The organism is Microcoleus sp. BM001215392, assembly GCF_036700185.1.
GTDB lineage: Bacteria > Cyanobacteriota > Cyanobacteriia > Cyanobacteriales > Microcoleaceae > Microcoleus.
Genome location: NZ_JAUBOJ010000014.1, coordinates 1 through 25276, shown reverse-complemented (window position 1 = coordinate 25276; position 25276 = coordinate 1). Strand labels below are relative to the sequence as shown.

The 25276-nt window shown below is 44.9% G+C and carries 35 protein-coding genes; 12 read left to right on the top strand and 23 right to left on the bottom strand.

Going from position 1 to position 25276, the window contains the following annotated elements:
- Window positions 1–9: 9 nt before the first annotated feature.
- The 9 genes from QT974_RS03205 to QT974_RS03165 form a co-directional block, all read right to left on the bottom strand.
- Window positions 10–276 (bottom strand): hypothetical protein, encoded by a 267-nt coding sequence (locus QT974_RS03205; RefSeq protein ID WP_333467080.1) that lies wholly within the window; start codon window positions 274–276, stop codon window positions 10–12.
- Window positions 245–520 carry a BrnT family toxin gene (locus QT974_RS03200; RefSeq protein WP_333467079.1) on the bottom strand — a complete coding sequence of 92 codons (276 nt, stop codon included), beginning with the start codon at window positions 518–520 and terminating at the stop codon, window positions 245–247. The genes QT974_RS03205 and QT974_RS03200 overlap by 32 nt, the downstream gene beginning before the upstream one ends.
- Before the next feature lie 67 nt (window positions 521–587).
- Window positions 588–914, bottom strand: coding sequence for a helix-turn-helix domain-containing protein (locus QT974_RS03195; RefSeq protein WP_333467078.1), 327 nt, complete (start codon window positions 912–914; stop codon window positions 588–590).
- Between the two features lie 102 nt (window positions 915–1016).
- Window positions 1017–1604, bottom strand: a complete 588-nt coding sequence (locus QT974_RS03190; RefSeq protein ID WP_333467077.1) for a Uma2 family endonuclease — start codon at window positions 1602–1604, stop codon at window positions 1017–1019.
- Window positions 1605–1686: 82 nt separating this feature from the next.
- On the bottom strand, window positions 1687–2271 hold the full coding sequence (locus QT974_RS03185; protein ID WP_333467076.1) for a Uma2 family endonuclease: 585 nt from the start codon (window positions 2269–2271) through the stop codon (window positions 1687–1689).
- Between the two features lie 33 nt (window positions 2272–2304).
- Window positions 2305–2661, bottom strand: coding sequence for a type II toxin-antitoxin system RelE/ParE family toxin (locus QT974_RS03180; protein WP_333467075.1), 357 nt, complete (start codon window positions 2659–2661; stop codon window positions 2305–2307).
- Window positions 2645–2932: a type II toxin-antitoxin system Phd/YefM family antitoxin gene (locus tag QT974_RS03175; RefSeq protein ID WP_293187165.1), complete on the bottom strand. Its 288-nt coding sequence runs from the start codon at window positions 2930–2932 to the stop codon at window positions 2645–2647. Before QT974_RS03175 ends, QT974_RS03180 begins: the two co-directional genes overlap by 17 nt.
- Before the next feature lie 174 nt (window positions 2933–3106).
- The gene (gene era, locus QT974_RS03170) at window positions 3107–4018 is read right to left on the bottom strand and encodes a GTPase Era (RefSeq protein ID WP_333467100.1); all 912 of its coding nucleotides are present in this window, start codon (window positions 4016–4018) and stop codon (window positions 3107–3109) included.
- 108 nt (window positions 4019–4126) lie between these two features.
- Window positions 4127–4369 (bottom strand): hypothetical protein, encoded by a 243-nt coding sequence (locus tag QT974_RS03165; protein WP_333467074.1) that lies wholly within the window; start codon window positions 4367–4369, stop codon window positions 4127–4129.
- A 158-nt stretch (window positions 4370–4527) separates the two neighbouring features.
- Here QT974_RS03165 and QT974_RS03160 point away from each other — a divergent pair, with 158 nt between their 5' ends.
- On the top strand, window positions 4528–4947 hold the full coding sequence (locus QT974_RS03160) for a hypothetical protein (RefSeq protein ID WP_333467073.1): 420 nt from the start codon (window positions 4528–4530) through the stop codon (window positions 4945–4947).
- A gap of 325 nt (window positions 4948–5272) precedes the next feature.
- Here QT974_RS03160 and QT974_RS03155 read toward each other — a convergent pair whose 3' ends face one another.
- Window positions 5273–5539, bottom strand: coding sequence for a hypothetical protein (locus QT974_RS03155; RefSeq protein ID WP_333467072.1), 267 nt, complete (start codon window positions 5537–5539; stop codon window positions 5273–5275).
- A gap of 687 nt (window positions 5540–6226) precedes the next feature.
- On the opposite strand from QT974_RS03155, the gene QT974_RS03150 reads away from it, so the two are divergent.
- The 3 genes from QT974_RS03150 to QT974_RS03140 all read left to right on the top strand — a co-directional run bounded on the left by QT974_RS03150 (window position 6227) and on the right by QT974_RS03140 (window position 8329).
- Window positions 6227–6811, top strand: a complete 585-nt coding sequence (locus QT974_RS03150) for an NUDIX hydrolase (RefSeq protein ID WP_333467071.1) — start codon at window positions 6227–6229, stop codon at window positions 6809–6811.
- Between the two features lie 88 nt (window positions 6812–6899).
- A complete protein-coding gene (locus QT974_RS03145; RefSeq protein ID WP_333467070.1) occupies window positions 6900–7637 on the top strand; it encodes an ATP-binding cassette domain-containing protein in 738 nt (245 codons plus the stop codon).
- A gap of 14 nt (window positions 7638–7651) precedes the next feature.
- Complete coding sequence (locus tag QT974_RS03140; RefSeq protein WP_333467069.1) at window positions 7652–8329, top strand: ABC transporter permease; 678 nt, start codon at window positions 7652–7654, stop codon at window positions 8327–8329.
- Window positions 8330–8478: 149 nt separating this feature from the next.
- Here the strand turns inward: QT974_RS03140 and QT974_RS03135 are convergent, their stop codons facing one another.
- The 3 genes from QT974_RS03135 to QT974_RS03125 all read right to left on the bottom strand — a co-directional run bounded on the left by QT974_RS03135 (window position 8479) and on the right by QT974_RS03125 (window position 12702).
- The gene (locus QT974_RS03135) at window positions 8479–11799 is read right to left on the bottom strand and encodes a PAS domain-containing protein (protein ID WP_333467068.1); all 3321 of its coding nucleotides are present in this window, start codon (window positions 11797–11799) and stop codon (window positions 8479–8481) included.
- A complete protein-coding gene (locus QT974_RS03130; protein ID WP_333467067.1) occupies window positions 11796–11993 on the bottom strand; it encodes a hypothetical protein in 198 nt (65 codons plus the stop codon). Before QT974_RS03130 ends, QT974_RS03135 begins: the two co-directional genes overlap by 4 nt.
- Window positions 11994–12090: 97 nt before the next feature.
- Window positions 12091–12702, bottom strand: a complete 612-nt coding sequence (locus QT974_RS03125; protein ID WP_333467066.1) for a DUF1802 family protein — start codon at window positions 12700–12702, stop codon at window positions 12091–12093.
- A 125-nt stretch (window positions 12703–12827) separates the two neighbouring features.
- Between QT974_RS03125 and QT974_RS03120 the strand changes: the two genes are divergently transcribed.
- Window positions 12828–13481, top strand: a complete 654-nt coding sequence (locus QT974_RS03120) for an aldo/keto reductase (protein ID WP_442933144.1) — start codon at window positions 12828–12830, stop codon at window positions 13479–13481.
- Here the strand turns inward: QT974_RS03120 and QT974_RS03115 are convergent.
- On the bottom strand, window positions 13478–13618 hold the full coding sequence (locus tag QT974_RS03115; protein ID WP_333467099.1) for a ribbon-helix-helix protein, CopG family: 141 nt from the start codon (window positions 13616–13618) through the stop codon (window positions 13478–13480). The genes QT974_RS03120 and QT974_RS03115 overlap by 4 nt on opposite strands.
- 55 nt (window positions 13619–13673) lie before the next feature.
- On the opposite strand from QT974_RS03115, the gene QT974_RS03110 reads away from it, so the two are divergent.
- The 4 genes from QT974_RS03110 to QT974_RS03095 all read left to right on the top strand — a co-directional run bounded on the left by QT974_RS03110 (window position 13674) and on the right by QT974_RS03095 (window position 17276).
- Window positions 13674–14828 (top strand): RNA-guided endonuclease InsQ/TnpB family protein, encoded by a 1155-nt coding sequence (locus QT974_RS03110; protein ID WP_333467065.1) that lies wholly within the window; start codon window positions 13674–13676, stop codon window positions 14826–14828.
- Window positions 14825–14956 carry a hypothetical protein gene (locus QT974_RS03105; RefSeq protein WP_333467064.1) on the top strand — a complete coding sequence of 44 codons (132 nt, stop codon included), beginning with the start codon at window positions 14825–14827 and terminating at the stop codon, window positions 14954–14956. Before QT974_RS03110 ends, QT974_RS03105 begins: the two co-directional genes overlap by 4 nt.
- A complete protein-coding gene (locus QT974_RS03100; protein WP_333467063.1) occupies window positions 14957–15211 on the top strand; it encodes an aldo/keto reductase in 255 nt (84 codons plus the stop codon).
- Between the two features lie 193 nt (window positions 15212–15404).
- Entirely contained in the window at window positions 15405–17276 is a 1872-nt protein-coding gene (locus tag QT974_RS03095) for a serine/threonine-protein kinase (RefSeq protein WP_333467062.1), read from the top strand.
- Window positions 17277–17415: 139 nt separating this feature from the next.
- Here QT974_RS03095 and QT974_RS03090 read toward each other — a convergent pair whose 3' ends face one another.
- Window positions 17416–18057, bottom strand: coding sequence for a Uma2 family endonuclease (locus tag QT974_RS03090; RefSeq protein WP_333467061.1), 642 nt, complete (start codon window positions 18055–18057; stop codon window positions 17416–17418).
- Window positions 18058–18089: 32 nt separating this feature from the next.
- Window positions 18090–18596 (bottom strand): hypothetical protein, encoded by a 507-nt coding sequence (locus QT974_RS03085; protein WP_333467060.1) that lies wholly within the window; start codon window positions 18594–18596, stop codon window positions 18090–18092.
- 527 nt (window positions 18597–19123) lie between these two features.
- On the opposite strand from QT974_RS03085, the gene QT974_RS03080 reads away from it, so the two are divergent.
- Window positions 19124–19609 carry a hypothetical protein gene (locus tag QT974_RS03080; RefSeq protein WP_333467059.1) on the top strand — a complete coding sequence of 162 codons (486 nt, stop codon included), beginning with the start codon at window positions 19124–19126 and terminating at the stop codon, window positions 19607–19609.
- Here the strand turns inward: QT974_RS03080 and QT974_RS03075 are convergent.
- Genes QT974_RS03075 through QT974_RS03065 form a run of 3 tightly spaced genes read right to left on the bottom strand, consistent with a single transcriptional unit; the run spans window position 19594 to window position 20312 of the window.
- The gene (locus tag QT974_RS03075; RefSeq protein ID WP_333467058.1) at window positions 19594–19752 is read right to left on the bottom strand and encodes a hypothetical protein; all 159 of its coding nucleotides are present in this window, start codon (window positions 19750–19752) and stop codon (window positions 19594–19596) included. The genes QT974_RS03080 and QT974_RS03075 overlap by 16 nt on opposite strands.
- A 15-nt stretch (window positions 19753–19767) precedes the next feature.
- Window positions 19768–20067: an aspartyl protease family protein gene (locus QT974_RS03070; protein WP_333467057.1), complete on the bottom strand. Its 300-nt coding sequence runs from the start codon at window positions 20065–20067 to the stop codon at window positions 19768–19770.
- A 26-nt stretch (window positions 20068–20093) separates the two neighbouring features.
- The gene (locus QT974_RS03065) at window positions 20094–20312 is read right to left on the bottom strand and encodes a hypothetical protein (protein WP_293354415.1); all 219 of its coding nucleotides are present in this window, start codon (window positions 20310–20312) and stop codon (window positions 20094–20096) included.
- 62 nt (window positions 20313–20374) lie between these two features.
- On the opposite strand from QT974_RS03065, the gene QT974_RS03060 reads away from it, so the two are divergent.
- Both QT974_RS03060 and QT974_RS03055 read left to right on the top strand, forming a co-directional pair.
- A complete protein-coding gene (locus tag QT974_RS03060; RefSeq protein ID WP_333467056.1) occupies window positions 20375–20806 on the top strand; it encodes a DUF4329 domain-containing protein in 432 nt (143 codons plus the stop codon).
- A gap of 16 nt (window positions 20807–20822) precedes the next feature.
- Window positions 20823–21092, top strand: a complete 270-nt coding sequence (locus QT974_RS03055; RefSeq protein WP_333467055.1) for a hypothetical protein — start codon at window positions 20823–20825, stop codon at window positions 21090–21092.
- Between the two features lie 40 nt (window positions 21093–21132).
- On the opposite strand, the gene QT974_RS03050 is transcribed toward QT974_RS03055, so the two are convergent.
- From QT974_RS03050 to QT974_RS03035, 4 genes are all read right to left on the bottom strand, one after another.
- Window positions 21133–22068, bottom strand: a complete 936-nt coding sequence (locus QT974_RS03050; RefSeq protein WP_333467054.1) for a branched-chain amino acid ABC transporter permease — start codon at window positions 22066–22068, stop codon at window positions 21133–21135.
- A gap of 34 nt (window positions 22069–22102) precedes the next feature.
- A complete protein-coding gene (locus tag QT974_RS03045; RefSeq protein ID WP_333467053.1) occupies window positions 22103–22672 on the bottom strand; it encodes a GNAT family N-acetyltransferase in 570 nt (189 codons plus the stop codon).
- Between the two features lie 46 nt (window positions 22673–22718).
- Complete coding sequence (locus QT974_RS03040; RefSeq protein WP_442933143.1) at window positions 22719–23690, bottom strand: branched-chain amino acid ABC transporter permease; 972 nt, start codon at window positions 23688–23690, stop codon at window positions 22719–22721.
- 99 nt (window positions 23691–23789) lie between these two features.
- Window positions 23790–25082, bottom strand: a complete 1293-nt coding sequence (locus QT974_RS03035; RefSeq protein ID WP_333467052.1) for an ABC transporter substrate-binding protein — start codon at window positions 25080–25082, stop codon at window positions 23790–23792.
- Between the last annotated feature and the right edge of the window lie 194 nt (window positions 25083–25276).

Sequence of the window (25276 nt, the reverse complement as noted above, 5' to 3'; positions counted from 1 at the left end):
TTCATCCGATTATAATCGTTCTGTCGGCTCCAACGCATTGTTAGGCTTCTGTCTTTGCGCGATTTGCATGAGCAGCCGAAGTGCTTCATTAACCGCGTCACTTGTTGGAAATGCCTGAGCAACATCAGGATCGAGCAACACTACATTCGTTCCTGCCCTGTAGCGATCGACATATTTTCCTCTAACGCCACCCTTCATCTTACTAAAATTATACTCAGGACGTAACTCGTCCTCTAGCTCTTGATTATTCTCCATCTTCATAAAATCTCCGCTCATTTCGGGTTGCCTCTCGCGCACTGATAATCCGAACGCGATCTCCTCGATCTGTGTGAGGAACTATTAGGATGCGACTAGCACTGGATAATTCAATGATAACGTAACGCTCCTCACCATAGGAATGATCGGGGTCAGGGAATGTCACAGATAAGGTATCGTTGAAAACGGTAGATGCCTCATTGAATGAAACACCATGCTTTTTCAAGTTTAAGTTTGCTTTGTCTTGATTCCATTCAAATTGCATCTAAACAACACTTGCTACTCTGCTTCAAGAGTTAAGTTTAATATCAAATTTAAACGATCGAGGCAAGCTAATATGCCAATGCGTAAGGTTGAATGAGAACTTGTGCTGAAATACCTAACTTCTGATTTAACTGCCGGATTATTTCAAGGGTGAGCGGAGCTTTACGATTGAGAATTTCGATCGCTCGATCGTGACTACCTATTACGGTTTCTAGATGCTGTTGAGTTAAACCTCGACTTTCTAGATAATAAAGAATTGCTTCGATTGGATCAGGCATCACGATCGGCTCATGTTTGTTTTCGTAGGCTTCAACTAAGGTGACTAATATTTCTAATCGATCGAATTCTGGAGTTCCTTGAGGAGCTTCAAACAAACGCTCTATTTCTTTCAGCAATGCTTTGTAATCTTCTTGGCTTCTAATAGGTTTTAGGCTGTAGATAATTACCTCAGAGAGTAGAGAGGATTTCTTATGAAGGAACTTTATCTATGTGCTTTACTAAACCGCATCAGGCAATGGGTCGAAAACAATTTCTTCATAGAATTGCTCGATCGCCAAACTCAATCCAATACTTTTAAGCTCAACGCGATCGCCCGCTCGATAGCTCAGAATCAACCAATCCCCCGCATCATTTCTGTGATAAATATCGATCGCCATCTCATCAGAACTCACCAACACATAATCAATTAAATTCGGATTGCGGCGATATTTTTCAAACTTCTTGCCACGATCGTAAGCCTCGGTACTATCCGATAAAACCTCAACAATTAAGCAGGGATAGGTAATATATTGAGGGCTAGAATTATCTCGCCGATCGCAAGTGACACTCAGATCGGGATAGGTATAGTTGCGAGTATTGAGGATATTAACCTTTAAATCCGAATTAAAAACTTTACATTGATTTCCTCGCAAGTGAGATTTAATCGATAATAAGAAATTGATAGCGATCGCACTATGATTTTGCGTGCCCCCACTCATCGCATACACCCGACCATCGATTAGCTCATGTTTTTCTAATTGTTTCTCTTCCCAAGCAAAATACTCTTCAGGCGTAAAGTACCGCTCCTGCTCTCTAGCTGCAATCATCACAATCTCCTAATTTAAAAGTAGTAATACCAACACGCTTACTGGACGTAAATCACCTTAGTTTTATGATGTATGTCAACTTTTAAGGTGTTGTTTCTGGGGTGAGGTCGAGGTTGCGATAAATTTGCTCGATCGCAAAACTGAGATTGATGCTTTTGAGTTCTATAGTGTCGCCTGCTTGGTAGTTAATAATGAGCCATTCACCAGCATCATTTTTATGATACAAGTCCATTTCGATGCTGGTGGAACTGACTAATAAATAATCTTGTAATACTGGATTTTTGCGGTACATTCTAAATTTGCCACCTCTGTCATAGGATTCAGTGCTAGGCGAAAGAACTTCAACGATTAGGCAGGGATAGGTAATATATTGGGTTGTGGTTTTATCGCGATCGTCGCAGGTGACGCTGGCATCGGGGTGGATATAGTTTTTGGTTCCGACAATGTTGACTCTCAGATCGGAGTTTCCGGTTTCGTAACTGCTGTTTTCTAGATGATTGGAGAACAGAGTTGTGAGTCTGACCGCAATGCGACCGTGATTGACGCTGCCGCCGCTCATGGGGTACACTTGACCGTCGATATACTCATGCTTTTCTAGCTGCTTTTCTTCCCAACCAAAGTATTCTTCTGGGGTTATGTGAGGAAAGTTTTCTTTGGCGGCGATCATGGTTGGTTGGCTCCTTGTGAAATCGTTTAGCGCTTATGATTCTTCCGTATCTGTTTCATCATTATCCAAAAGCTGTTTTAAAGAATCAAAATTTTGTTGAGAACTGTGGCGAACGCGGTGAATTTTAACCATTCTAGTATTTTCATCTTCTACGATACTAAATAAAATACGATATTTCTTCTCATATAAAATTTGACGTATTTCTAAATCCAAATACTCACTTTCTAATGCTAAGGGACAACGACTAGGAAAGCTTTCCAGTTTGAGCATTATTTCATAACAGCCCCTAACCCAACGATAGGATTTTTCAGGAGCATTGAGCTTGAGCCACAAAAATATATTTTCTATGTCATGAATAGCAGTAGGAGATATCTCAACTCGGTAGGTCATATTTTTTTTGAAGCTCTTCAAAAGCTTGATGAATAGAAACCCCTTTACCTTGATCAAATTCCCCTAAGCTTTGACGAATACCTGCAAGAGTTTCAAGAATTTCTAACCGATTAAGTAGTTTTTCATAACTTTCCGCATCCTGAAGCACAGCAACCGCTTTACCATTAATGGTAATTACGATTGGTGTTTTATCTGTTTCAAACTGATGAAGCAACTCAGGAGCTTCCTGTTGAAATTGATTCAGGGGACGGCTATGGGAGAGGTTAAGCATGGTGTTCACTTTTTTTGAGTGTTGTTAACAATTTAGCAAAATATTATTTTTTATTGCCTAAGTTATAAAGGCACCTCAATCCCCAACTCCTCACAAAACCCCCGAATCACCCGATCGCTACCACCAGCCGCCACTTTCAGTATAATCGCGAACATCCCGCCAACCGCCAAAGTTTTACTCTTCCACGCGATAGCCCAATTCTGCCAAACGAGTCCGAGACTGCCGCCATTTCGGCTGCACCTTGACAAAGAGCTCCAAATATACTTTACCCTCGATCAACTTTTGAATCTGTTCGCGGGCCGCACTGCCGATCGACTTGAGCATACTGCCGCTTTTACCGATTAAAATACCTTTTTGGGAATCCCGTTCGACGTGAATCGTCGCCAGAATGCGGGTAATCTTCGCTTCTTCTTGAACAATGTCGATCGCGATTGCGACTGAATGCGGCACTTCTTCCCGAGTCAGCAGCAAAATCTGTTCCCGAATCAACTCGCCCATAATAAACCGTTCCGGCTGGTCAGTCACCAAATCTGGCGGGTAATAATAAGGCCCAACCTCCAGATGTTCGATTAATAATTTTTGCAGCGGCTCGACACCCTCGCCCGTGAGAGCGGAGAACTTCACCACCGGCCACTCGGGATTGACAATTTGCTCGTAAGTTCGATCGATCAACACGGAATCCTCCGGTTGTTCGTCCAGCTTATTCATCCCCAAAATCACCGGAATTTTGCAATTGCTGAGAATTTCGATAATATATCGATCGCCCCCTCCCGATTCTACCGAACCATCCACCACAAACAGCACCACATCCACCGACTGAATCGCCGCGCGCGCATTCTGCACCAAAACCTTACCCAGTTGGTGGTGCGGCTTGTGAATTCCGGGAGTATCGACAAAAATAATTTGTGCTTCCGGCGTCGTCAGGATTCCCCGCAGCCTGTTGCGCGTCGTCTGAGACACCGGGGAAGTAATGGCAATTTTCTGCCCCACCAACTGATTCATCAGCGTCGATTTGCCGACATTCGGGCGCCCGATAATACCCACGAAGCCCGACTTGTAGCCCGCAGGAGCCGCGGGAACACCCATGATTTCCGATAAGTCTATAATCTTGCTATCTTCCACTAAAATCACCTATTTTCAAGCCCCTTCTCTGCCTATTGTCGCTTGAAAACACTCAAACGCCCATCGCTTACTCTAGCATCTTTCTAGCGCTGGTATCGCTCGTAACACTCGATCGCGCGATCGAGCGACTCGGACAGTCTTAAAACGCCACAGGCGATCGACAAAACTTGATATCTGAGACAAAATTTGATAAAGTTCCAATGACATCGATCGAAAATGAATTCTTCTGGTAAAACCGAGTCCCCAACGCTGTAACAACTTCAGATGTGTAAATGTCTCACTCAACTGAAACAATTCTACAGTTTTTCTGACCAACCAGTTTTAAGATTTTTGAGAATGTCTGGTAATAAATTAGGTGGGTTAAATTCCCGATAAAAAGTTCATTAGCATCAGATTTTTAATGAATCAAAGCTAATGTTTTTTGTTCCTACCTAATTAATGCTAACCGTCATAAAGTTGAGGAGATGAATCGGATGAAATCGAAATTATTTTGGAGTTGCTGCACCGTATTGGTAGCCAGCTTGCCTATTCCCGCCCTAGCTCAAACAGCCCCCCAAGCAGGTATTGACTACAAAGGTGGCTCAATGAAGTACCAAACAATACCGGGCAAAATTCCTGACAGAACCTTACCCAGAGCCTTTGACTTTCCAATTATTACCAATGTTGCTACTGACACTAGCATCACCACAGATCACCTAATTACCGAGCAGTTTCGCGCCCCCGCGACTCGTACAGAATACACCAGCGCTCTCACCACCTGGTCAGAATCAATCAGAGAATGTCTGGGTAAACAGCCTCGCTTGATCCGGGCGAGCACCAAGAACCCGATTCAGATTAACGGTAAAGTAGGCACGATTGTCAGAAATGCAAATAACCGTGCAGTTTGCAAATAAGCGAGTAAGTTCCGCTATCTAAAGACAAAAACTAAAGAGTGTTTTTACACAAAAAGAGCAATAGAAAACCTATTGCTCTTTTTGTTGGCAAAAAGTCAATTGGTTTGATCGTTCGGACTTTAGTCCTTCTTAATTTCTGAGGACTAAAGTCCGGGAGCATCTCAGTTTTGCATTTATAGTAGTGCGAGCTTAAGAGCTCGCACTGAAAGAAAAAATGCTTTTTGCAAAAATGAGATGCTCCCTAAAGTCCGAACGATCAAACGTGATAATTCCCAAAATATGCTGTGAAACCCGAAGGATATGGATTTCCAACTATAATTTTCGATTAAGTAGCGCAAAATTCATTCGTACTCAGCAAAATTTCCCCATAATCAGGAATCCAAGCCAGCCACTTTTGGTCGGAGCACTGACACAACAACCACGCTTCGTCAAAACTGAATGCTGTGGGCGGATTGAACAATTTGACCCACATCGAAGGAGCCAATTTTGGTGCAGGTACCGCGCAGCCAAATTTTGCCCAGTCGAAGGCACTCGCGGCGCTGGCTAGCGTTGCTTGCGGTTCCCAACTACGAATATCTGTTTGCAGTTGCATAACTACTCCTGTAGAGCTAAAAGTCAGCACGCCTTGCGGGGTTTCAACAACTCATCAGCAAAGGCGCAGATTAACTTGGATTATGTAGTCTATGCTACTGAATTTTATTGGGTTCTGTGTAGTATTGTATCAAAAATTTACAATCTAGATCGAAAAATCGGGTCAAAGGTGAAAAGACCGATCGACTATTTGGGCGATCGACAATTATCAATTACGATCGTTAAACAGTTGACAGTTGACAGTTGACAGTTGACAGTTGACAGTTTGAGAGAGACCTCTACCCTTAAGTCAGAGGATTGGAGTAATCAATAGTCCGATCTGAATTTCTCCCGAAAAGGCGGGCGGGCTTTCAACCAATTCTTTCTGGTAAAAACATCTAATTCACAGCAACCGCCAAGACGGTTATGAGATACCCTATTCCTAATTCCTTACATCCGTTAGATCCCGTACATTTCAAGTAAGGCCGAACTTCCCTCGGACTTCGATCAACTGTCAACTATCAACTATCAACTATCAACTGTTGAAATCCGTTACATCCGTTTCACAATCCGTTGCCGAACTTCCCCCTTCCTTTGATCAACTATCAACTGTCAACTATCAACAGTCAACTGTCAACTGTTAACTGTCAACTGTCAACTGTCAACTGTCAACTGTGAACTGTCAACTGTCAACTGTCAACTGTCAACTGTGAACTATCAACTGTCAACTGTCAGCATGAACCCAACCGAAAAATCCAACTGGAAAACCCTAGATAGATTTGTAGAAATCAACTCTCATTGGGTAAAACTAATTGGCGAACATCTCGAAACAACCGAAGGACAAATAGTCGAATATTGGCGAGTAGAAAGAGCAGATTCAGTTGTAATCTTAACAATTCAAGCTGACAAATTGCTGTTTCCCCCACCGATGTATCGCCCCGGCGTCGCATCCGCAACCCTAGATTTTCCCGGCGGTCGCGTACCAGAAGCCACAACGCCAGCAGCCGCAGTTCCAGCTATAATTAAAAAAGAGTTAGGAGTGACCGAAAGTGCGATCGCCCGCATTCAACCAATCAACACCACAGGCTGGGCAATTAACAGCTCATTTTCCAATCAAAAACTCTACGGCTTTGTAGCAGAATTGCACCCGACAGCCACAGTAAACCCCGAACTCATCGGTGCTGCATATCCTGTCACACCCGACGGAATTCGCGACTTGCTCAAAAAATTAACTTGCCTCCAATGTCGAGCATTGTTGCTAGAATGGCAAAACCAAGATAATTTTAGATTGTAGATTTGGGATTTGGGATTTGGGATTTTGAATTATCCCGCAACACTCGCCGATTGACGATTTATTAAAACCAATATCACCCAAAATAATCATGGCTCTCAACAATGAAGTTGCTGTCGAATGCCTCGACGTTACATATCAGATCAACCGCAGACATTTAGTAGACAAACTCAATTTTAAAGTTCTGCAAGGAGAAGTATTAGTATTGCTGGGACGCAGCGGTAGCGGCAAAACTACTACCATGAAATTGATTAACAATTTACTAACGCCCAGCAGCGGCGAAGTGCTTGTCATGGGAAAACCGACAACTCAGTGGAATCCAATTCAACTGCGGCGAAAAATTGGCTACGTAATTCAAGAAATCGGTTTGTTTCCCCATTTTACCGTCGAGCAAAACGTGGGTTTAGTGCCGAAATTGGAAGGCTGGGAGGGCGATCGTATAAAATCTCGCGTCCACCAACTGTTAGAATTAGTCAACCTCGACCCCCAGCACTTCGCCAAACGCTATCCCCATCAGTTATCCGGCGGACAGCGGCAGCGTGTAGGCGTCGCCAGAGCACTTGCAGCAGACCCTCCGCTACTATTAATGGACGAACCGTTTGGTGCTTTAGACCCCATTACTCGCCTGGAATTACAGCGGGAATTCCGTCAATTGCAGCAGCAACTAGGGAAAACTGTGATTTTTGTGACTCACGGCATTCAAGAAGCTTTTTTTTTAGCCTCTAGAATTGGTTTGATGCAAGACGGAAGGTTGGTTGAATTGGCATCGCCTGAGGATTTTAGGAAATCTCAGCATCCAGAAGCTCTCGCCTTTTTGGAATCTTTTTAATTAGCTAAATTGGAATGCTGTTAGCAATCATGAATTACCCAACGATCAATTTTATTAACCGCTATGGCCCTGAGATGATTCAGAGGTCGATGGAACACTTATATTTAGTAATAGTCGCGATTGTTATATCTACGATTGTGGGAATTCCCCTGGGGATTTTAGTTACTAGAAAACCAAAATTGAAAAAGCCGATTTTGGGCTTTGCGAATATTATGCAAACAATTCCCAGTTTAGCTTTGTTTGGCTTGCTAATTCCGGTGCCAGTTTTGGGCGGAATAGGCGATCGCACGGCAATCATCGCCCTCACACTCTATTCCCTACTGCCGATTATCCGCAACACTTACACGGGCATTGTCGGCGTCGATCGGGCGATTGTGGCGGCCGGGACAGGCATGGGAATGACGGATATGCAACTGTTGTGGCAGGTGGAACTTCCCCTGGCGCTGGGCGTGATTTTGGCGGGCGTGCGAGTGGCTGCGGTAATTGCGATCGGGCTAGCAACCATTGCAGCGGCAATTGGTGCAGGTGGCTTAGGAGTGTTTATTTTTCGGGGCGTTGCGACAGTCAACAATCAGTTACTTTTGGCTGGGGCAATTCCGGCAGCTTTGATGGCCTTAGCTGCGGATTTTGGGCTGGGTTTCGTGGAAGCGCGCCTCTCGAAAAGTACATTAAAAACTGTTGATGAGGACTAGACAAGATTGCATTCATTAGCTTTCCAATCAGGAAATCCATCAGCGTTTATTTGTGTTGATCAGCCTTGAATCTGCGGTTTACGCATTTATCCAAGATTGATGGAATTCAAGTCTACTGAAGTCCTGATTACAAACTTGGGGAAAGATGTTTAAGCCGATCGCACTTCCTCTGCTAAATTTATCTGTAATTCAGGGCGCAAAAGCGGCAAACTCACCGTAAAAGTAGAACCCCGATTCTCGCCCTCACTCTGGGCGGCAATTGTCCCGCCGTGTGCTTCCACTAAGTGGCGGACGATCGCCAATCCCAATCCCAGCCCGCCATATTTGCGCGTCAGAGACACATCCTCCTGATAAAAAGAATCAAAAATAGACAGCAAAAAGTCAGGGTGGATGCCTTTACCAGTATCGCTGACGGCAATCATAGCCCGATCCTCTGCGTCGATCGGCATCCCGTAGGGGTGGACTCCGCTAACGCCCGATCGCTCCAACCGAATCTCCACTTTCCCACCATTGGGAGTAAACTTAATCGCATTAGAAAGCAAGTTCCAGACAATCTGCTGGAGTCGCACCGGATCGCCCAACACCAGCCCGAACTCCGACAGCAGTGGATGAATCTCGATCGACTTGGTGGCGGCGGCCGTTTTGACAGTATCGATAGCAGCTTCCACAGCCAAAGTCAAATTCATCGGAGCTCTGTTCAAACGCATTTTGCCGTGCATAATCCCGGCAATATCCAGCAAATCATCAATCAATTGAGTCTGCAATTTGGCATTGCGTTCGATAGTTTCTAAAGCTTTAGCAGTTTGAGCCGCATTCAAGGCTTGACTTTGCAGCAGTTGCGTCCACCCCAGGATCGGATTCAAGGGCGATCGCAATTCGTGAGAAAGCACTGCCAGAAATTCGTCCTTACTGCGGTTAGCTTTTTCGGCTGCTGCGCGCAAAGCTTTTTCCTGCTCTAATATACTCTCGCGTTGCTGTTCCAAGCATTTTTGGTCTTCAATATCAGTTGCCGTACCAAACCATTTGACAACTCGATCGAATTCATTCTTGACGGGAATAGCTTGGTGCAAAAACCAGCGATACACGCCATCGCAGCGCCGCATTCTACCTTCGGCTTGATAAGGGCTGCCGTGTTGTTGAGCAGACATCCAACGATCGCCCATGGTAGAGACATCCTCAGGATGGACAACCGCCGGCCAACCTGAGGCTTGAGCTTGTGCTAGCGTCAACCCCGTAAAATCTAACCAGCGTTGGTTGACATCTAGCAATACTCCCTCAACGTTTGCTGTCCATACCAATTGGGGGATTGATTCGGTTAAATATCGATAGCGTTCTTCGCTGTGACGGATCTCTTCCTCCGCTTGTTTGCGATCGGTAATGTCGATCAACGTTCCCACGTAGCCCGTCACCGTTCCGTTACTGTCTAGGTAGGGCAGCGTCTGGGTGTAGTACCAGGTAATGCTGCCGTCTGGGTGTACGTGCCTGCCCTCGTTCTGGTAAATTCCTCTGGGTTCGGGTTTTTGGCACCACTCCTGCCATTCCACCCTCAGACGCTCGTGTTCGTCGGGATGCAAAGCTTGCACCCATCCCATCCCCAGCGCCTCTTCTACCGATCGACCTGTCATTTCGCCCCAACGGCGGTTGACATAGAGACAGTTATTTTGAAGATCGAACCGGAAAATGGCAGCGGGAGAGGCTTCTGCTAGAGCTGCAAACTGGCTTTCGCTTTCGAGCAAAGCGATTTCTGCTTGTTTGCGATCGGTAATATCCTCAGCAATCCCTGTGAACCGATAAATATTTCCTGCCTCATCTTTGACCGGAAAACAGCGGTCTCTCACCCACCGCACGGTGCGATCGGGCAAAACAATCCGGTACTCTTCATCGAACTTGCCCTCAACAGCTTTCTCCTGAAACGCTCGGGCGTTCGATTCGCGGTGTTCCGGATGCACTAACTCCTTCCAAACCCGAGAGTCATGATACAAACATTGGGGATTCAATCCCCACAGCCGTTCGTAGGCGGGACTGACATAAAGCATTCGCCCGGAAGGATAATCGGAAATCCAGAACACAGCATCGATGCTTTCTGCTAACTGGCGGAAGCGTTCTTCGCTGTCCCGTAAAATTGCTTCGGTGCGCTTGCGCTCTTGCAGTTCGTGTTGTGCTTGCTGATAAAGCTCGGCCTGCCGGATGGCAATGCTCACCTGCTGAGCCAACTGCTGAAGCAAATCTATTTCTAAGGGTTGCCACAGGCGCGGGGCACCGCAGTGATGGACAATCAGCAGTCCCCAACACCGATTTTCGTGCAGGATCGGTACGACTAGATTTGCCCTGACTTGAAATTGAGTCAGCAGTTCGACGTGACAAGGGTTGATCGAGCCATCATGAATATCTGTTTTTGCCGTCACCAATCCTTGACGGTAGGGTTCGAGATAATTGCTTGCCAAACAGGGGTCATAAATTTGGGATGCTAGGATCGATCGCCACGCACTCCCCACAGATTCTGCTACCACAGTCCCGCTGCCATCTGGCTGCAAGCGAAACACGATCGCCCGATCCGTGTCGAGAAACTGTCGCACTTCGTTTACAGTTGTGTGCAAAACCCGCTCTAAATCAAGCGATTGGTGAACTTGCTGGGCAATTAGGGCGATCGCCCGTTCTCGCTGCACTTGTTGCAGGCGTTCTGCTTCTGCCTGTTTAGAAAAAGTGAGGTCTACTACTGTGCCCAGCAGCCGCAGCGGTTTGCCAGCCCAGTCATAGTAGAGTTGCCCTTTCGCGCCTATCCAATGCAGCGAGCCATCGGCCCAGACAGTGCGAAATTCGACTTCGTAGTTAATGCCTGTCTCAAGGGTACGGGTTATAGCCTCGCCAATAATCTCGCGGTCTTCGGGATGGACGAGTTGGATAAAATCTTCATAAGTTGCCAGAGAAGTTCCCAGCGGTAGACCAAAAATCGGCCCTACCAGATTAGACCACACCACACAATTGTTGGGAATCTGCCATTCCCAAGTACCCATGCCAGCCGCTTTCAAGGCTAGGTGCAAGCGTTCTTCGTTTTGTTGCAGCTTCGCGTGTAATTGGGCTTTGTCGATCGTCGCATTCACCGCCAGCCGCAAATTCTCCGGCGTGATTTGTCCTTTAATCAGATAGTCTTGGGCGCCAGCTTTGATGGCTTGGACTGCGATCGTCTCGTTCCCGAACCCCGCTACCACAATTACAGGTAAATATTGCTGCGATACTATTTTGCTTCGTAGTTGGGCGATAAATTCCAAACCGTCCATATCTGGCAGCCGATAATCGAGCAACACCAGATCTGGCTGGTGCCGTTCCCACAGCGCCAACCCTTCTTTGCCTAACGGGGCTGCGATTATTTTGTATTGGTACTCGCGATCGTGCAGCAGATAGCGGCGGTACATCTGGCAGTCTTCCGGGCTGCGATCGACAATCAAGACGGTGCGCTGGATCTGACTCATTCCACACCTTCCTTGCTAGCGCGATCGAGCTGCATAGAAATTTCCCAGCAACCATCAGGTAGCGTTTGGGTGCTTGCGAGCCAGTGCCGATCGTTCATCGGAGCGATCGTACAGCTATAATTTTTCACAGATACTGGGAAAACATGAGCCAAACGTACAGAGTATATTTTTTCTACAGGCTTAAAAAGCATCATCCTTGCCACCGATAAAACCGAATACTCCCCGTTTAACGACTTAAAAACAATATTAATACATTTTATTTGCTTTCCACAAGTTAGAGCCGCGAAAAGTTTAAACCGTCAGCGTTGTGATTTTCTGCAAACCATCTGCATTCGGAGGATTTGCCATCAGACTGCGGATTTCATTTGAGCGTGCAATGTACTCTCGATCGCTCAAAACAGCTTCGCTGCCCTCCAGCGAAATAGGACTTGCCAAATCGATCCAAGAACGGCAACCGCCGTAGTCAGAAATGTACGGAATTTCTGCTGTTTCTGCTAATCGATAAGCCCGCAGCAATAAAATATAAATTGGTTGATTTTGTTTCCATTTCAGGCGGTCGCCCACAAATTTCTCATTCCAAATATGGTAAGGAAACAGCGCATTAATTGCTGGCTCCCAAGCCACCAAAAAAACATCAGTAATCTCAGCCCAACTGCCAATTCTAATAGTTTCTGGATGCCAACCAGATTCTACAGTTTGTACCTGATTCGCAAAATCCGGCTTTAATAAATCAGGCTGTTGATGTTCAAAAGTTGGATACAGCAAAACTTGCTTATCAGCCACATTAAACTGTCCTGCTTGTTCGCGAATTCCGCCCTTTCGCAACAGCACAATCGTTCTGCCCCCGAACAAAGCATTAACGGCTACATTCCATTCTTTTAGGGCGCGAGTAGTTGATTTCATAAGATTTTTTGGAGTTTTTACAATAGTAACAAAATCGCTGCTTCAAAGCAACTCTACCTACTTTTTCCTGTTAAAATTAGATAGATTGAGGGTGAATGCTAAAAATCAAAATGAGGACATAGGGTATGGAAAAGCGACAATTGGGGACATCGGAAATTCAAATTACCCCGATAATTATGGGGACTTGGCAAGCCGGGAAGCGGATGTGGGTGGGAATTGAGGATGCCGAAACTGTCCAAGCCATGCGCGTCGCTTTTGAGGCCGGTATTACCACCTTTGATACTGCTGAGGTTTACGGAGAAGGGCATTCGGAACAAATTATCGGTCAAGCACTTTCAGACGTGCGATCGCAAGTAGTATATGCTAGCAAAGTCTTTGCCAACCACCTCAGAGCAGATTTGGTAGTCGCAGCGTGCGATCGATCGCTCAAAAACCTCAACACCGATTATATCGACCTTTACCAAATCCACTGGCTCGCCGGCACTTGGAATTCCGAAGCTGTACCAATTGCCGAAACCATGGACGCCCTGAACAAATTAAAGCAACAGGGAAAGATTCGGGCGATCGGCGTTTCCAACTTTTCCCGCGCCCAAATAGCAGAAGCCGCCCAATACGGACGCATTGACAGCTTGCAACCGCCCTATTCTCTGTTTTGGCGATCGGTAGAAAAAGACGCCATGCCCTACTGTCAAGAAAATCGTATCTCCATCATCGCCTATTCATCTCTAGCTCAAGGAATATTGACCGAAAATAATGGGATACAAGCCCCGTCCTTCTAGGACGGCTTTTTATTTATTTTTAGTTTTCTAATTAATTCTCTCAGAACGTCAGACTTTGTTCTCTCGGCTGCTTGGCAATGCTCCTCAAGATGTGCTAATTCTTCCTCTGTTAATCGAAAAAATATACTTTTGTTCATGGTATTGTATTTCATATTGATATACAATAGTAGCATAACTAAACTCCAGAAGCCAGTGAAAGCCAGATACCAGTACAGATTCTACCCAACCAACCAACAGTGCCAAAGTTTGGCTCAACTGTTTGGGTGCGTGCGAGTTGTCTGGAATGATGCTCTTGCACTGTGCAAACAGTCGGAGAAGAAGCCCAAATCGGCAGAACTTCAAAAGGTGGTAATTACTCAAGCCAAGCAAACTCTTGAGAGGGAATGGTTAAGTGAAGTATCGAATATCCCCTTGCAGCAATCTGTAGCCGATCTAGAAACAGCTTTTAAAAACTTTTTCGAGTCCTGCAAAGGGAAAAGAAAAGGGCGAAAAGTTGGATACCCTAGATTCAAAAAGCGCACAAATACCCAGTCAGCGAGACTTACTCGCGGAGGGTTCTCAATCAAAGGAGAAGAAGTCTACTTGGCAAAAATTGGCAATGTTAAGCCAATTTGGTCTAGGGAGTTACCCTCTATCCCTAGCTCTGTAACCATCGTCAAAGATTGTGCCAACCGTTATTTCCTCAGTTTTGTAGTAGAAGTTGAACCCATCAGTATTGACACCAAAAACCAAAGTATCGGTATTGACTTAGGGATTAAAACTTTTGCCGTGATGAGCAATGGGGAGAAAGCTGAAAGTCCTAGCTATAAAAAGTTAGACAGAAAAGTCCGTAAACTCCAAAAAAAGCTGGCACGACAACCCAAAGACTCAAGACGTAGAAATAGAACTCGAATCAGAATAGCCAAAACACACAATCAGATTGCCGACATCCGCAAAGACTTTTTGCATAAATTATCAACCAAAGTAGTCAGTGAAAACCAAACTATTGTTTTGGAAGACTTGAACGTGTCAGGAATGGTTAAAAACCGCAAACTTGCCAGAGCAATTAGCCAACAAGGATGGTATGAATTCCGTTCTTTGTGTGATGCAAAATCTGAGAAATTTGGGCGTAATTTTAGAGTAATTAGTCGTTGGGAACCCACCAGTCAAATCTGCTCAGACTGTGGGTTTAAATGGGGTAAACTAGACCTCTCAATTCGTTCAATTCTGTGCCTAAATTGTGGCACAGAACAGGACAGAGATGAGAACGCAGCTAGAAATATAAACAAAGTCGGGATAGGTCATTGCCACGACTCTAAATGTACGTCGAGACAGAGTAAGACCATGAAAGGTGGCATCAGTCGATGAAGCGTAAAGAATCCCCGTGCGTTCACGCCGGGGAGTATGTCAAAGGTAAATTCGGGCCAGAACACAAATTTGCAGAAGGAGATCACCGCACAAAAAACAAGCTGTTCCTCAAAGAAAATTATGCCTGAGTGCAAACAGCATTAAATCAACTGCGGCCAATTGCCGATCGCCACCAAACAAGCTTAGGAAACTTAGCATTAGCGTGGTTGATTGCACAGCCGCAAACCAATGCAATTGTCGGCGCCCGCAACGCAGAACAAGCCGCCGATAACCCTAAAGCTGCTGAGGTAAAGTTGAGTCAGGAGGACTTAAAAGAGATTGATGCGATCGGGCGAACAGTCACCGATAATTTAGATGACAATCCCGTCATGTGGAACTTCTAAAATAGCTTGGGATCGGAAGACCTGGCGGTTGAAACCGCGTCTATACAAACCAAACCCGCCTCCGCGGGTTGAAGACAAAGGCGGTTAAAATTTTGTTATTTTCTTTACACTGCGGAGGCAGACGAAAGTTTGTGTAGACGCGGTTTCAACCGTACGTCCTATCCAAAATCTAAAATCCAAAATCTAAAATCGAATGAGTTATTGCCTAAACCCCAACTGTTCCAAGCCCCAAAACCCGGATGCAGCCAAAATTTGCCGAAATTGTCGGTCAAAACTGCTGTTGCGCGACAGATACCGTGCCATAAAGGCGATCGGACAAGGCGGCTTTGGCAGAACATTTCTCGCCGTAGACGAAGACAAACCCTCCAAACCCCGCTGCGTCATCAAGCAATTTTTACCCGCAGAAAGCCAACTCATCCCATCAGCCAGCAATCGCAACAGCAAAAAAGCCGTCGAACTTTTTGAACAAGAAGCAATGCGATTAGACGAATTGGGCAAACACCCCCAAATTCCCGAACTATTAGCCTATTCCATTCAAGATAACCGACAATACGTAGTCCAAGAATTCATCGACGGCCAAAACCTAGCACAAATCGTCGAACAAGAAGGCACATTTACAGAAACTCAAATCAAAGACTTACTTAATAGCTTACTACCAGTCATTCACTTCATCCACTCACACAACGTCATTCACCGAGACATCAAACCCGGAAACATCATCCGTCGCGCCGACAAACAATTAGTTATAGTAGACTTTGGCGCCGCCAAAATAGCCACAGGTACAGCCTTACTCAAAACCGGAACCAGCATCGGCAGCCCCGAATACATCGCCCCCGAACAAGCCAGAGGCAAAGCATTTTTCACCAGCGATTTGTACAGTTTAGGCGTAACTTGCCTGTATTTGCTAACTCAAGTTTCTCCCTTCGACCTCTTCGATCCCGGTGAAGATGCCTGGATTTGGCGCCAGTATTTAAGCAACAACCCGGTGAGTAAAGAACTCGGCGAAATCTTAGATAAAATGATTGAAAATGCTACCAACCGCCGCTATCAAACGGCTGTAGAAGTATTAACACAACTTAATCCCCAAGCAGCAATTAAACTCACTATTCCCCAAACAATTACCAAACCAGTCAAACCCGCCACAAATCCCAATCCGCCCCCACAACAAAGCCATAAATGGCAATGTATTCACACATTAACTGGACACAAAAACTTAATTTCATCTGTAGCTTTCAGCCCCAACGGAGAAGTTATTGCCAGCGGCAGCGATGACAAAACAATCAAGCTTTGGCAGGTACAAGAAGGGCAAGAAATAGTGAGTCTCACAGGACACGCCAACTCAGTTCATACAGTAGTTTTTAGCCCAGACGGCAAGACACTTGCCAGCAGCAGCCACGACAAAACAATCAAACTTTGGCGAATGAAAGACGGGCAAGAAATTCGCACGCTTTCCGGTCACACTAACTCCGTTTATGGCTTAGCTTTCAGTCCCGATGGTGAAACTATTGCTAGCAGCAGTTGGGACAAAACAATCAAACTCTGGCGCGTGAAAGACGGGCAAGAAATTCGGACATTTTCCGGTCACATTAACTTAGTTTACTTTGTCGCCTTCAGTCCAGACGGAGAAACTATTGCTAGCAGCAGTTGGGACAGAACCATCAAGATTTGGCGAGTCAAAGATGGCAAGCTACTTCGCACGCTGACAGGTCATACAGACTGCGTGCGCTGCCTAGCTTTCAGTCCTAATGGAGAGTTTCTTGCCAGTGGCAGTCACGACAATACTATTAAGATATGGTGGGCAAAAGATTGGCAAGAAGTTTTAACAATTGTCGGTCATTCCTGGTACGTTGATTCGATCGCGTTTAGTCCCGATGGCGAGGTGATTGCCAGCAGCAGCAATCAAACTATCAAGCTTTGGGAGGTAAAAGATGGTCAAGAACTTTGTAATATTTCCGGGCATACAAATTCGGTTTACTCGGTTAATTTTAGCCCGGAAGGAGAGTTTTTGGCTAGCGGCAGTAGCGATAAAACTATTAAGATTTGGCAGAATACTATGTTTGTTTAATTACCGACAATCAAACTTGTTCGTAGTAAGGACTTTAGTCCTTATTTACTAAAAGCTTTCGTGGAGTATGGAATTTTTCACTACAAACCGAAGAAAGAGGACTGAAGTCCTTACTACAAACCGAAGAAAGAGGACTGATTCAACCGTTCTCCCTCTCAATTTTTCGTCGCAACTCCCGAATTACTGTACTGGTATGGCGATCGCGCGACATTTGCCAGCATTCCTCCACAATTTCCGATACATTAAAATTGGGAAAATAACGGCTGATGGAACTTTCGATATATCGATCGTTTTGCAAGCAGTAAATTATGAGCTTATTTTTCTTAAACAGCCACACTTCCGGCACTTGATAAGGCAAGTAATCATCCAAATTAGTGTAGCTAGTGACATCCACTTCGATCACCAGATCGGGCGGCGGTTCAACACCCCAAGCAATCCGATCTTTACCCAGAATTGCGGCGCAATTATCGATATAAAAACAATAATCTGGTTCAATCCCTCTTACCTCCGGCAAATCCATCGTAATTGGCGTAAACGCTTCATAATCTCGCCCCAAGTAATCTAGCAGAACCTTGACGACATCAGCAATTATATCTGCTTGTTTTCCGTGTACGGGTAAAGGGGACATTAACAAAATCTCTCCTGGTCGATATTTGATGCGCGGAATCTGACGGTCTCCCAATTGTGCTACAAGTGCTTGGTAATCCTGCCAAGTACCGGGAAATTTTATCAGCGTTCCTGGCGGTAAATGAATTTTTTCTGGAGTGACGACTGCGAACATAAAACTTATACCTCTAAAAAGCTCTTTATTTATCAATCTATCTGCTTCACTACCTCCAAGGCTAACCCTACCACCTCTGCAATTTGCTCATCCTTCAATCCCAACCTTCGTAATTTACCAACCATTTCAATTTTAACTTGATTCGTGCCGTCCTGGAAGTCAGGAGTTTCAGACCGAGTTTTATCTGGAGTAGAAGTGGGTAGTTCTGAGCAACCATTGATATAGTTAATTGTGTTGCTATTACCGTCAATATTATTACTATTATTTAAAGCAATTTTTATAGTTGATTGCCGTTTGAGGACAGATTTAAGATTACCTTTATCAATTGGTTCATCAAAAGCATCAGATAACATATGTAAAAGCTTGTAACCTACATCCTTAGCATGACCCGCCGTACAACCATAAGTATTTGCAATGTCAGAATACTTTTGTCGCTTCAGTATTCCCTCGATAATTCCGCGCTGCAAGTCATTTAGACGTTTGCCTGTCTTCGCGCAGACTACTTCATCTACAAATTGCAAGATATGGGTAGTGTCCATTAGCAGGGGCGTCAGAGAACTATCGTTAGTATAGCCGACTTTATCCGCCTTTATCCGCCTTTATCCGTCTTGCATAGCGATTTTAGAAATGCCCGTCTTTTTCCGTCTTTTTTTGCTTTTCAGTTTTGGGCGATCGGTCTATGATACGCAAAGAGATAAAAATTAGTTTCATCGCCTGTATTGGTGAACAGAATTTCATCTACGAGTTTTCAGACTTGTGTGATGTCTATCGATCGGTCAGATAGGCAGGTTTTTCCGATATTATCCGATCTTTCCGACATTTGAGCAAATTTTTCTGGAAAAGTTCCGACTCAATCAGATTGACAAGGCGATCGGTCTTGGGTTTTGATTGGGTTAAGGCAGAGCAAAAGTAGTTCAAACTGTTCAGATTTAAACCGCAGATGTGTGGGATAAGCCGACCAGGAAGATTACTGTACTGCAACTACGGGACAATTAATAGTTAGACCTCTCAGGTATCGGTTACGGCAGATATCTGAAGGCATCGGTAAGCATTTAGAGCTAAGTCAATGCCAGACGACAATAGCAACAAGAATCAAGATTCTCGAACCCAAATTATTCTGGCTCTCATTGGGCTATTTGGCACAGTAGGCGTAGCCTTGATTGCAAATTGGGATAAGTTCTTCCCCCCTGAACCTTCGACATCTGTAGCAGCTTCACCAGTAGTCAGGGGATTAACTGTATCACCCTTGCCATCGGTTTCTACATCACCCTCGCCATTAGTTTCTTTATCGCCTTCACCATCGGTTGACAGAACAGTGCAATCAACGTGGCAGTTTATCGGTACTGCTTCAACAGGAGAAAGCGTTTTCGTTGATAGTAGCAGTATCAAAAAGTCAGCCGATGCAATTGACTTTACTTACAGGATTGGAGGTGAGGTCTTGGTTGCACGGGCTGATTGCGGTGGCGATCGATGGTATGTAAATAAATATGATAAATGGTATTCTCCATCAAGTCAGGCAATCCAAGATATGCTGAGTTATGTTTGCAGGTAAACTTTATGAGTGGCAATGAGATTTATGAGTCTTAGGTGCGCCAGCAAGTTGAGGAAGGCAATCATGGCAAAATTGTGGCGATCGACATCGACGCTTATTAGAAGCGGATAATCTCGATCGTGCATCGCGATCTCTGAAAACAAACATCAAATTCTCGCTCATAAATTCGTTTGCCCGATAATTAAGGACACCTGAGAGGATTGTGCCCAGGCAAATGCTAGACGAACTGGTTCCAGATTCCCAATTTGAACGTGCACAAATACACCCCGCGCCTCAACCCTGGCAAGATTTCCAGCCAATGGCAAGCGGACAGTTTGTTCCTCCCAAATTGCACCCAATTGCAGCCCTATGTCATAAGGTAATAGGTTGACCGCAGACCCAGTATCTAGCAGTGCATTCGCGGAGACAGAAAAGCCTGCATGACGAGCGAGTGATGGGAATCGTGGGTAATGCTTCATCGTCAGAAAAGGGAAACTCGATCGTACTAGGCATGAGTAGATGCCTCTCGGTCATCCCGAATCATCTGCATCAGAATGTTTGCAGCTTCCGTTGCGTCGTAGGGCGACCAAACCGGATACTCTGATGCAGAAAAGATAACTTGTAGTTCAGCCTTTGGGATTTGCACAGCTAGGAGTTTGAAGAGTGATAATTTGTCTGGCTGGCTCAGACTGTTCACCAAAGGAATTAACTCAGCGAGAGACATAGTTTAAACTCCCAGACATAGGATAATACATTATACATTTATCATAAACTATCTGTGAGATAATGAATCAAGGATACACGGAAATCTTAAACAACCCTTTAATTCGTATAGAATTAAAGCAAGGTTGGGAAGATTCTCAACCTGGAGTAACTGGCGGACACGAAGAAGGCGGTTTCATTTTGAAAGATTCAGCAGGAAATCTCAGTGTTGTGCGATGGTCAGTCGGCAATCAGAATAGCATCATTGTGCCTGCTCATCCAAAGTGTAAAATTGGGGAAGGCGCTATTGTTGCGTCGTTTCACACTCATCCCAATACAGGAGGCGATTATTTGCAAGAACCTAGTGAGACAGATAAGCGTGCTGTTAGAGATGATCCTGATTTAAAGGAAGCCTCTTATGTAGGTGAGTTTGTGATTTCGCAAGCAAAAATCTATCTAATTGCACAGAATGGACAAGTAAGTGAGATTTCCGATACATCTATCATTCTAGGTTGAAAAGTGGAGGCTAATTATGACTGCAAGATTAAGTTCAGATGTGCTTCAAGATGATATTGCTGTTGCAATTGCTCGGGCGATCGCTGCTGCTAATAAACGTGCCCGTGAATTGAATATTGATGTAATGCAAAGCATCATCAGCCTGACGCAGCATCCTCAAAATGATAGCTGGGTATGGCGAGTGAACTATGGGGCAAGAGATTATATTGGGCGGCGAGGTGGGGATTTAATTATTGAAGTTAATCCAGAGGATATTAGCATCCAGAGAGTGCTTTGGGGGCAATAGGTACAGTGCGATCGCACTTTTATCTACCAATAATCTAATCTTAAACAGAAGTGCGATCGCCCTTCCTCCACTTCTTCAACAACTCCGGCGTCACCAAACCTTGCGGAAAAAATATCGTCCCCAAAACAATCAGCACCCCAAACACAATTAACCGCCCATCCCGCAGAAATTGCGCCAACCAAACCGGCAATCCCGAAATAGTTGCCATCCCCCTCAAAACCTCCGGTAAAGCAGTAAACACCATCCCACCCAAAACTGCTCCCAAAAACGTTCTACTACCACCAATCAACACAGAAGTCAAGTAAATAATACTAGCATCAAAAGTCCCTTGACGCGCGTTCCAAGTATTCAGAAAATGAGCGCTAACAGCACCCACAACTCCAGCTAAAATAGCACCTAACGTGAAAGCCAAAACCTTATAAAAAGTTGGGTTAATGCCGATCGCATCCGCCGCCAACTCATCAGCCCGAATCGCCGCAAAAGCCCGCCCCACCCGAATCCGTTCCAGCCGATAGACGATCGCCATACTTACCAACAGTAAAGGCAGTACAATCCACAAATACTCGATCGGCGTCCCAAACGGTTGTGGAATCCCAAAAATCCCCACAGCCCCGCCAGTGATGTCCAGATTCAGCGATAATACCCGCAAAATTTCCACAAAAGCAATAGTTGCGATCGCCAAATAAATCCCACTCAACCTCAGCGCCGGAATTCCCACCAAAATCCCCAACAACCCCGAAACAACCCCTGCAATTATCATCTCCACCAACAGCAACGGCAGAGGAAACAAACCCCCTGTCGGCTTAAACACCGTCGTAGACAAAATCGCCGCAATATACCCACCCAAGGCATAAAAACCCGGGCTAGCCAGAGACAACTGACCAGTCATCAAAGGCAAATAAAGCGACATTCCCAACATTGCACCCAGCAACATCGAGACAATCAGAAACCCATAAGTAGTAAAAAATGCAGCCATTTGATTTTAGATTATAAAATTAGGAAAAATCCGGTTAACTTCGTTTCCAATTAGAATTGATTAAGCTAGTCTGAATATGGTCTTCCCATCGACCATTTATGAACAAATAGTCTCTAGCGTAACCTTCCACCAAAAATCCCAATCTTTTAAGTAGATTGCCGCTGCGTTGATTGTGAGGCATATAATTTGCCATAATGCGATGTAAATTCAACTCTTCAAAGACATATTGAATCGCCACTCGCACAGCTTCAGTCATATAACCTTTACCTTGTTGCGCTTCTGCCAGATTATATCCCAAAAAGCAGAAATGACCGGCACCTCGTACAAAATTATCAAAGTTAACATTGCCGACAATATACTCAGGATTCGCCTTCTCAAAAATCCACAGCTTTAAAGATTTGTCCGACTCGAATCCTTGGAAATCTTTCTCTACTTGTTTTTGCCAATAACTTTCAGTTAAAAAATCCTCTCCCCATTGTCGATGCCACGGAGTGAAAAATCTTTGGTTGTCACTGTAAAATTTAATAATTTTGCAGATGTCGTCTTGATTACCCAATCGCAATAAAAGGCGATCGCTTACCATTAATGGAACTTCTACTTTCATATAAAATCCCTTGGCTACTCATGCACTAGACTTATTACAAATCATCCTAGACCTTTTGAATCAAACGTCGTCCAAACAAACCCTGTGGCCTAACCAATAGCATAATAAACAATATCGCAAAAGCCACAGCATCCTTATAAGCCGAAAAATCTCCCGGTACAAAAGCCTCCACCAAACCAATGATAAACCCGCCCAAAACTGCCCCAGGAATACTCCCCAACCCGCCAAGCACAATCACCGCCAAACCCTTCAAACCAAAAGCAATACCAAAATACGGCCCAGCAATACTCACGCTAGAACCCACCAAACTCCCCGCCAAACCAGCCAGAAAACTACTCACAAAAAACGTCAGCACAATATACCTGTCAGTATCAATCCCCAACAAACTAGAAGTAGTAGCATCTTCAGCCACAGCCTGCATTGCTTTGCCAAACTTAGTAAAATTTATTAAATAAGTTAAGACAGCTACGATCGCAACTGATACCGCAAAAATTACTATTTGAACAGTCCGAATCGGAATAGGTTTATCCGCTGTTCCGAAGTTAATTGCCGCAGGCAAATAGCCGTAAGTATTAGCAGGAAAAGTGTAAATCTCCGCACCGACTAGATATTGGATGATATTCGCGATCGCCACTGCTACACCCAAACTAGAAACCACCGTCAACAAAGGATCTGAGTGTCGGCGGCGCAAAGGCAAAAAAGCAACTCGTTCAACAATTACTCCCACCAAACCAGCCATCACACTTCCCAAAATTAACGCCGCAGCAAAAGGCAACTGCACCGGAATTCGAGCATTAGCCCACAACCCATTAAAACCGAAAGCACCTCCCATCAGCGCATAAGTAAAATAAGCACCCAAGGTAAATACCGCACCGTGAGCAAAATTAATAATTCCCAGAATCGAAAACACCAGCGTATATCCCAGAGCAAAAATAGCATACACGCTGCCGATCGACAAACCATTCAAAAATTGTTGCAGAAACAGAGTTAAGTCCATAGCCAGTAACGAATTTGGCATCAAAATTAAATCATTCAATTACAAATAGGCTAAAAAACTACTGTCCTATTTTTTGACTGCATCCGTTAAATCCGTACAAAATCCATTGCCCAACTTCCTTTATTTCAAAAATTCAAACTTCCCATTAACTCCACCCGCATCCATTTTAATTTGCGCCACATAAAAGTCTTTTTGATTTATTTCACCTTCCGGCGTAAAAGAAATTTCCCCCAAAGGCGTATCATACTTGCCAGTCAACAACTGCTCATTAAGCTTTGTACGCAATTCTGCCAAAGTCTTTTCGCTAACCTTAGACTGAGCATTAATTGCCTTTAATGACTCCACAAAAACTTGTACGCCAGTAAAAGCTTGAGCGCTAAACTGAGGCGGTTCCTTCTTAAATTGAGCGCGATAAGCATCGCGGAAAGCCTTATTAATTTCATTCTGATATTCCGGACTGTATGCTTGGGCAATCAAAACCCCATCGCAAAGAGCCTTGCAAACAGTAAATACATTGGAAGTATTCAAACCGTTGCCGCCAATAATAACGCCTTTGTAGCCCAACTCCCGCAATTGCTTAATTAAATTGCCTCCATCTGCGGCCAACCCAGAAATAATTATCAAATCGGGCTTGACATTGATCCCATTAGTGGCTTGAGATTGGAAATCTGTATCAGTAGTCAAGAATTTTTGGACTGTTGCCAATTCCAGCCCCATCTCTTTAACGGTTTTCTGAAAAGTTTCAGTCTCAGATTTGCTGAAAGCATCATTCTGAGCAAAAAACACGGCTACTTTCTTGATATTGGGATTTTGCTTCAGGGCCGCTTTAACTGCATTAGGTGCCACCACGGCGACAGGCGCGGAGACTCTGGCTACATAATCGCCAATCTGGGGAATGCCTTTAGCCGTGTTGGACGGTGCGAGAACCGGTACTTTGGCGCGATCGGCGATCGGATCGGCACCAAAAGCCTGCTGTGATAGAGTTGGGCCCACAATCCCCACCACCTTATCCTGATTGATCAGAGTATTGAACGCATTAATCGCCCCTTGTTCATCTCCACCCGTATCTTGGAAAACCAGTTTAATCGGCGTCCCATCCACACCGCCCTTATCGTTGAAATACTTCTCAGCAATTTTCGCCCCAGCCACCTGTTCCTGACCGAGTAAAGCCACATTGCTAGTTTGCGCCACCCCAACCCCAACCGGAATAGTCGTAGAGTTCCCCGCAGCCGAAGCCTGTGGCGTAGCTGTGGGAGTTGGTGAAGTACCTGGAGATACTGTATTAGTACCAGTCTGGGGAGTATTGGTCTGACTGCAAGCCAGCAGCAGTGAGGCGCAGGTAAGGAACAAGGCAGTAGGACGAGCAGTAGGTTTTTTCATGGGCGGGCGATCGAACACATATATATAGAACATCTGTCTGTGTCTGTAGAGATATTCTACCCATTAGCGTCCCAGTCCCCAGAAAAAACCTTAGAATTACGCCCCAAACAAGTGAAATCCGGAAAAGCAGATGGGGGGAGGGGATGAAAGAGTCGGTCTCAGCAGCCAGAGCCCTTGCGGTGTATGGGTTCAAAAAAAGTCAAAAATACTTTCGCAAAAAGCTTGAC

Coding starts and splice junctions, on each gene's coding strand:
- QT974_RS03205 (WP_333467080.1), bottom strand. CDS start 276: ATGAGCGGAGATTTTATGAAGATGGAGAATAATCAAGAGCTAGAGGAC.
- QT974_RS03200 (WP_333467079.1), bottom strand. CDS start 520: ATGCAATTTGAATGGAATCAAGACAAAGCAAACTTAAACTTGAAAAAG.
- QT974_RS03190 (WP_333467077.1), bottom strand. CDS start 1,604: ATGATTGCAGCTAGAGAGCAGGAGCGGTACTTTACGCCTGAAGAGTAT.
- QT974_RS03185 (WP_333467076.1), bottom strand. CDS start 2,271: ATGATCGCCGCCAAAGAAAACTTTCCTCACATAACCCCAGAAGAATAC.
- QT974_RS03180 (WP_333467075.1), bottom strand. CDS start 2,661: ATGACCTACCGAGTTGAGATATCTCCTACTGCTATTCATGACATAGAA.
- QT974_RS03175 (WP_293187165.1), bottom strand. CDS start 2,932: ATGCTTAACCTCTCCCATAGCCGTCCCCTGAATCAATTTCAACAGGAA.
- era (WP_333467100.1), bottom strand. CDS start 4,018: ATGGGTGTTCCCGCGGCTCCTGCGGGCTACAAGTCGGGCTTCGTGGGT.
- QT974_RS03160 (WP_333467073.1), top strand. CDS start 4,528: ATGAAATCGAAATTATTTTGGAGTTGCTGCACCGTATTGGTAGCCAGC.
- QT974_RS03155 (WP_333467072.1), bottom strand. CDS start 5,539: ATGCAACTGCAAACAGATATTCGTAGTTGGGAACCGCAAGCAACGCTA.
- QT974_RS03145 (WP_333467070.1), top strand. CDS start 6,900: ATGGCTCTCAACAATGAAGTTGCTGTCGAATGCCTCGACGTTACATAT.
- QT974_RS03140 (WP_333467069.1), top strand. CDS start 7,652: ATGCTGTTAGCAATCATGAATTACCCAACGATCAATTTTATTAACCGC.
- QT974_RS03135 (WP_333467068.1), bottom strand. CDS start 11,799: ATGAGTCAGATCCAGCGCACCGTCTTGATTGTCGATCGCAGCCCGGAA.
- QT974_RS03130 (WP_333467067.1), bottom strand. CDS start 11,993: ATGATGCTTTTTAAGCCTGTAGAAAAAATATACTCTGTACGTTTGGCT.
- QT974_RS03125 (WP_333467066.1), bottom strand. CDS start 12,702: ATGAAATCAACTACTCGCGCCCTAAAAGAATGGAATGTAGCCGTTAAT.
- QT974_RS03120 (WP_442933144.1), top strand. CDS start 12,828: ATGGAAAAGCGACAATTGGGGACATCGGAAATTCAAATTACCCCGATA.
- QT974_RS03115 (WP_333467099.1), bottom strand. CDS start 13,618: ATGAACAAAAGTATATTTTTTCGATTAACAGAGGAAGAATTAGCACAT.
- QT974_RS03105 (WP_333467064.1), top strand. CDS start 14,825: ATGAAGCGTAAAGAATCCCCGTGCGTTCACGCCGGGGAGTATGTCAAA.
- QT974_RS03095 (WP_333467062.1), top strand. CDS start 15,405: ATGAGTTATTGCCTAAACCCCAACTGTTCCAAGCCCCAAAACCCGGAT.
- QT974_RS03090 (WP_333467061.1), bottom strand. CDS start 18,057: ATGTTCGCAGTCGTCACTCCAGAAAAAATTCATTTACCGCCAGGAACG.
- QT974_RS03085 (WP_333467060.1), bottom strand. CDS start 18,596: ATGGACACTACCCATATCTTGCAATTTGTAGATGAAGTAGTCTGCGCG.
- QT974_RS03080 (WP_333467059.1), top strand. CDS start 19,124: ATGCCAGACGACAATAGCAACAAGAATCAAGATTCTCGAACCCAAATT.
- QT974_RS03070 (WP_333467057.1), bottom strand. CDS start 20,067: ATGAAGCATTACCCACGATTCCCATCACTCGCTCGTCATGCAGGCTTT.
- QT974_RS03065 (WP_293354415.1), bottom strand. CDS start 20,312: ATGTCTCTCGCTGAGTTAATTCCTTTGGTGAACAGTCTGAGCCAGCCA.
- QT974_RS03060 (WP_333467056.1), top strand. CDS start 20,375: ATGAATCAAGGATACACGGAAATCTTAAACAACCCTTTAATTCGTATA.
- QT974_RS03055 (WP_333467055.1), top strand. CDS start 20,823: ATGACTGCAAGATTAAGTTCAGATGTGCTTCAAGATGATATTGCTGTT.
- QT974_RS03050 (WP_333467054.1), bottom strand. CDS start 22,068: ATGGCTGCATTTTTTACTACTTATGGGTTTCTGATTGTCTCGATGTTG.
- QT974_RS03045 (WP_333467053.1), bottom strand. CDS start 22,672: ATGAAAGTAGAAGTTCCATTAATGGTAAGCGATCGCCTTTTATTGCGA.
- QT974_RS03040 (WP_442933143.1), bottom strand. CDS start 23,690: ATGCCAAATTCGTTACTGGCTATGGACTTAACTCTGTTTCTGCAACAA.
- QT974_RS03035 (WP_333467052.1), bottom strand. CDS start 25,082: ATGTTCTATATATATGTGTTCGATCGCCCGCCCATGAAAAAACCTACT.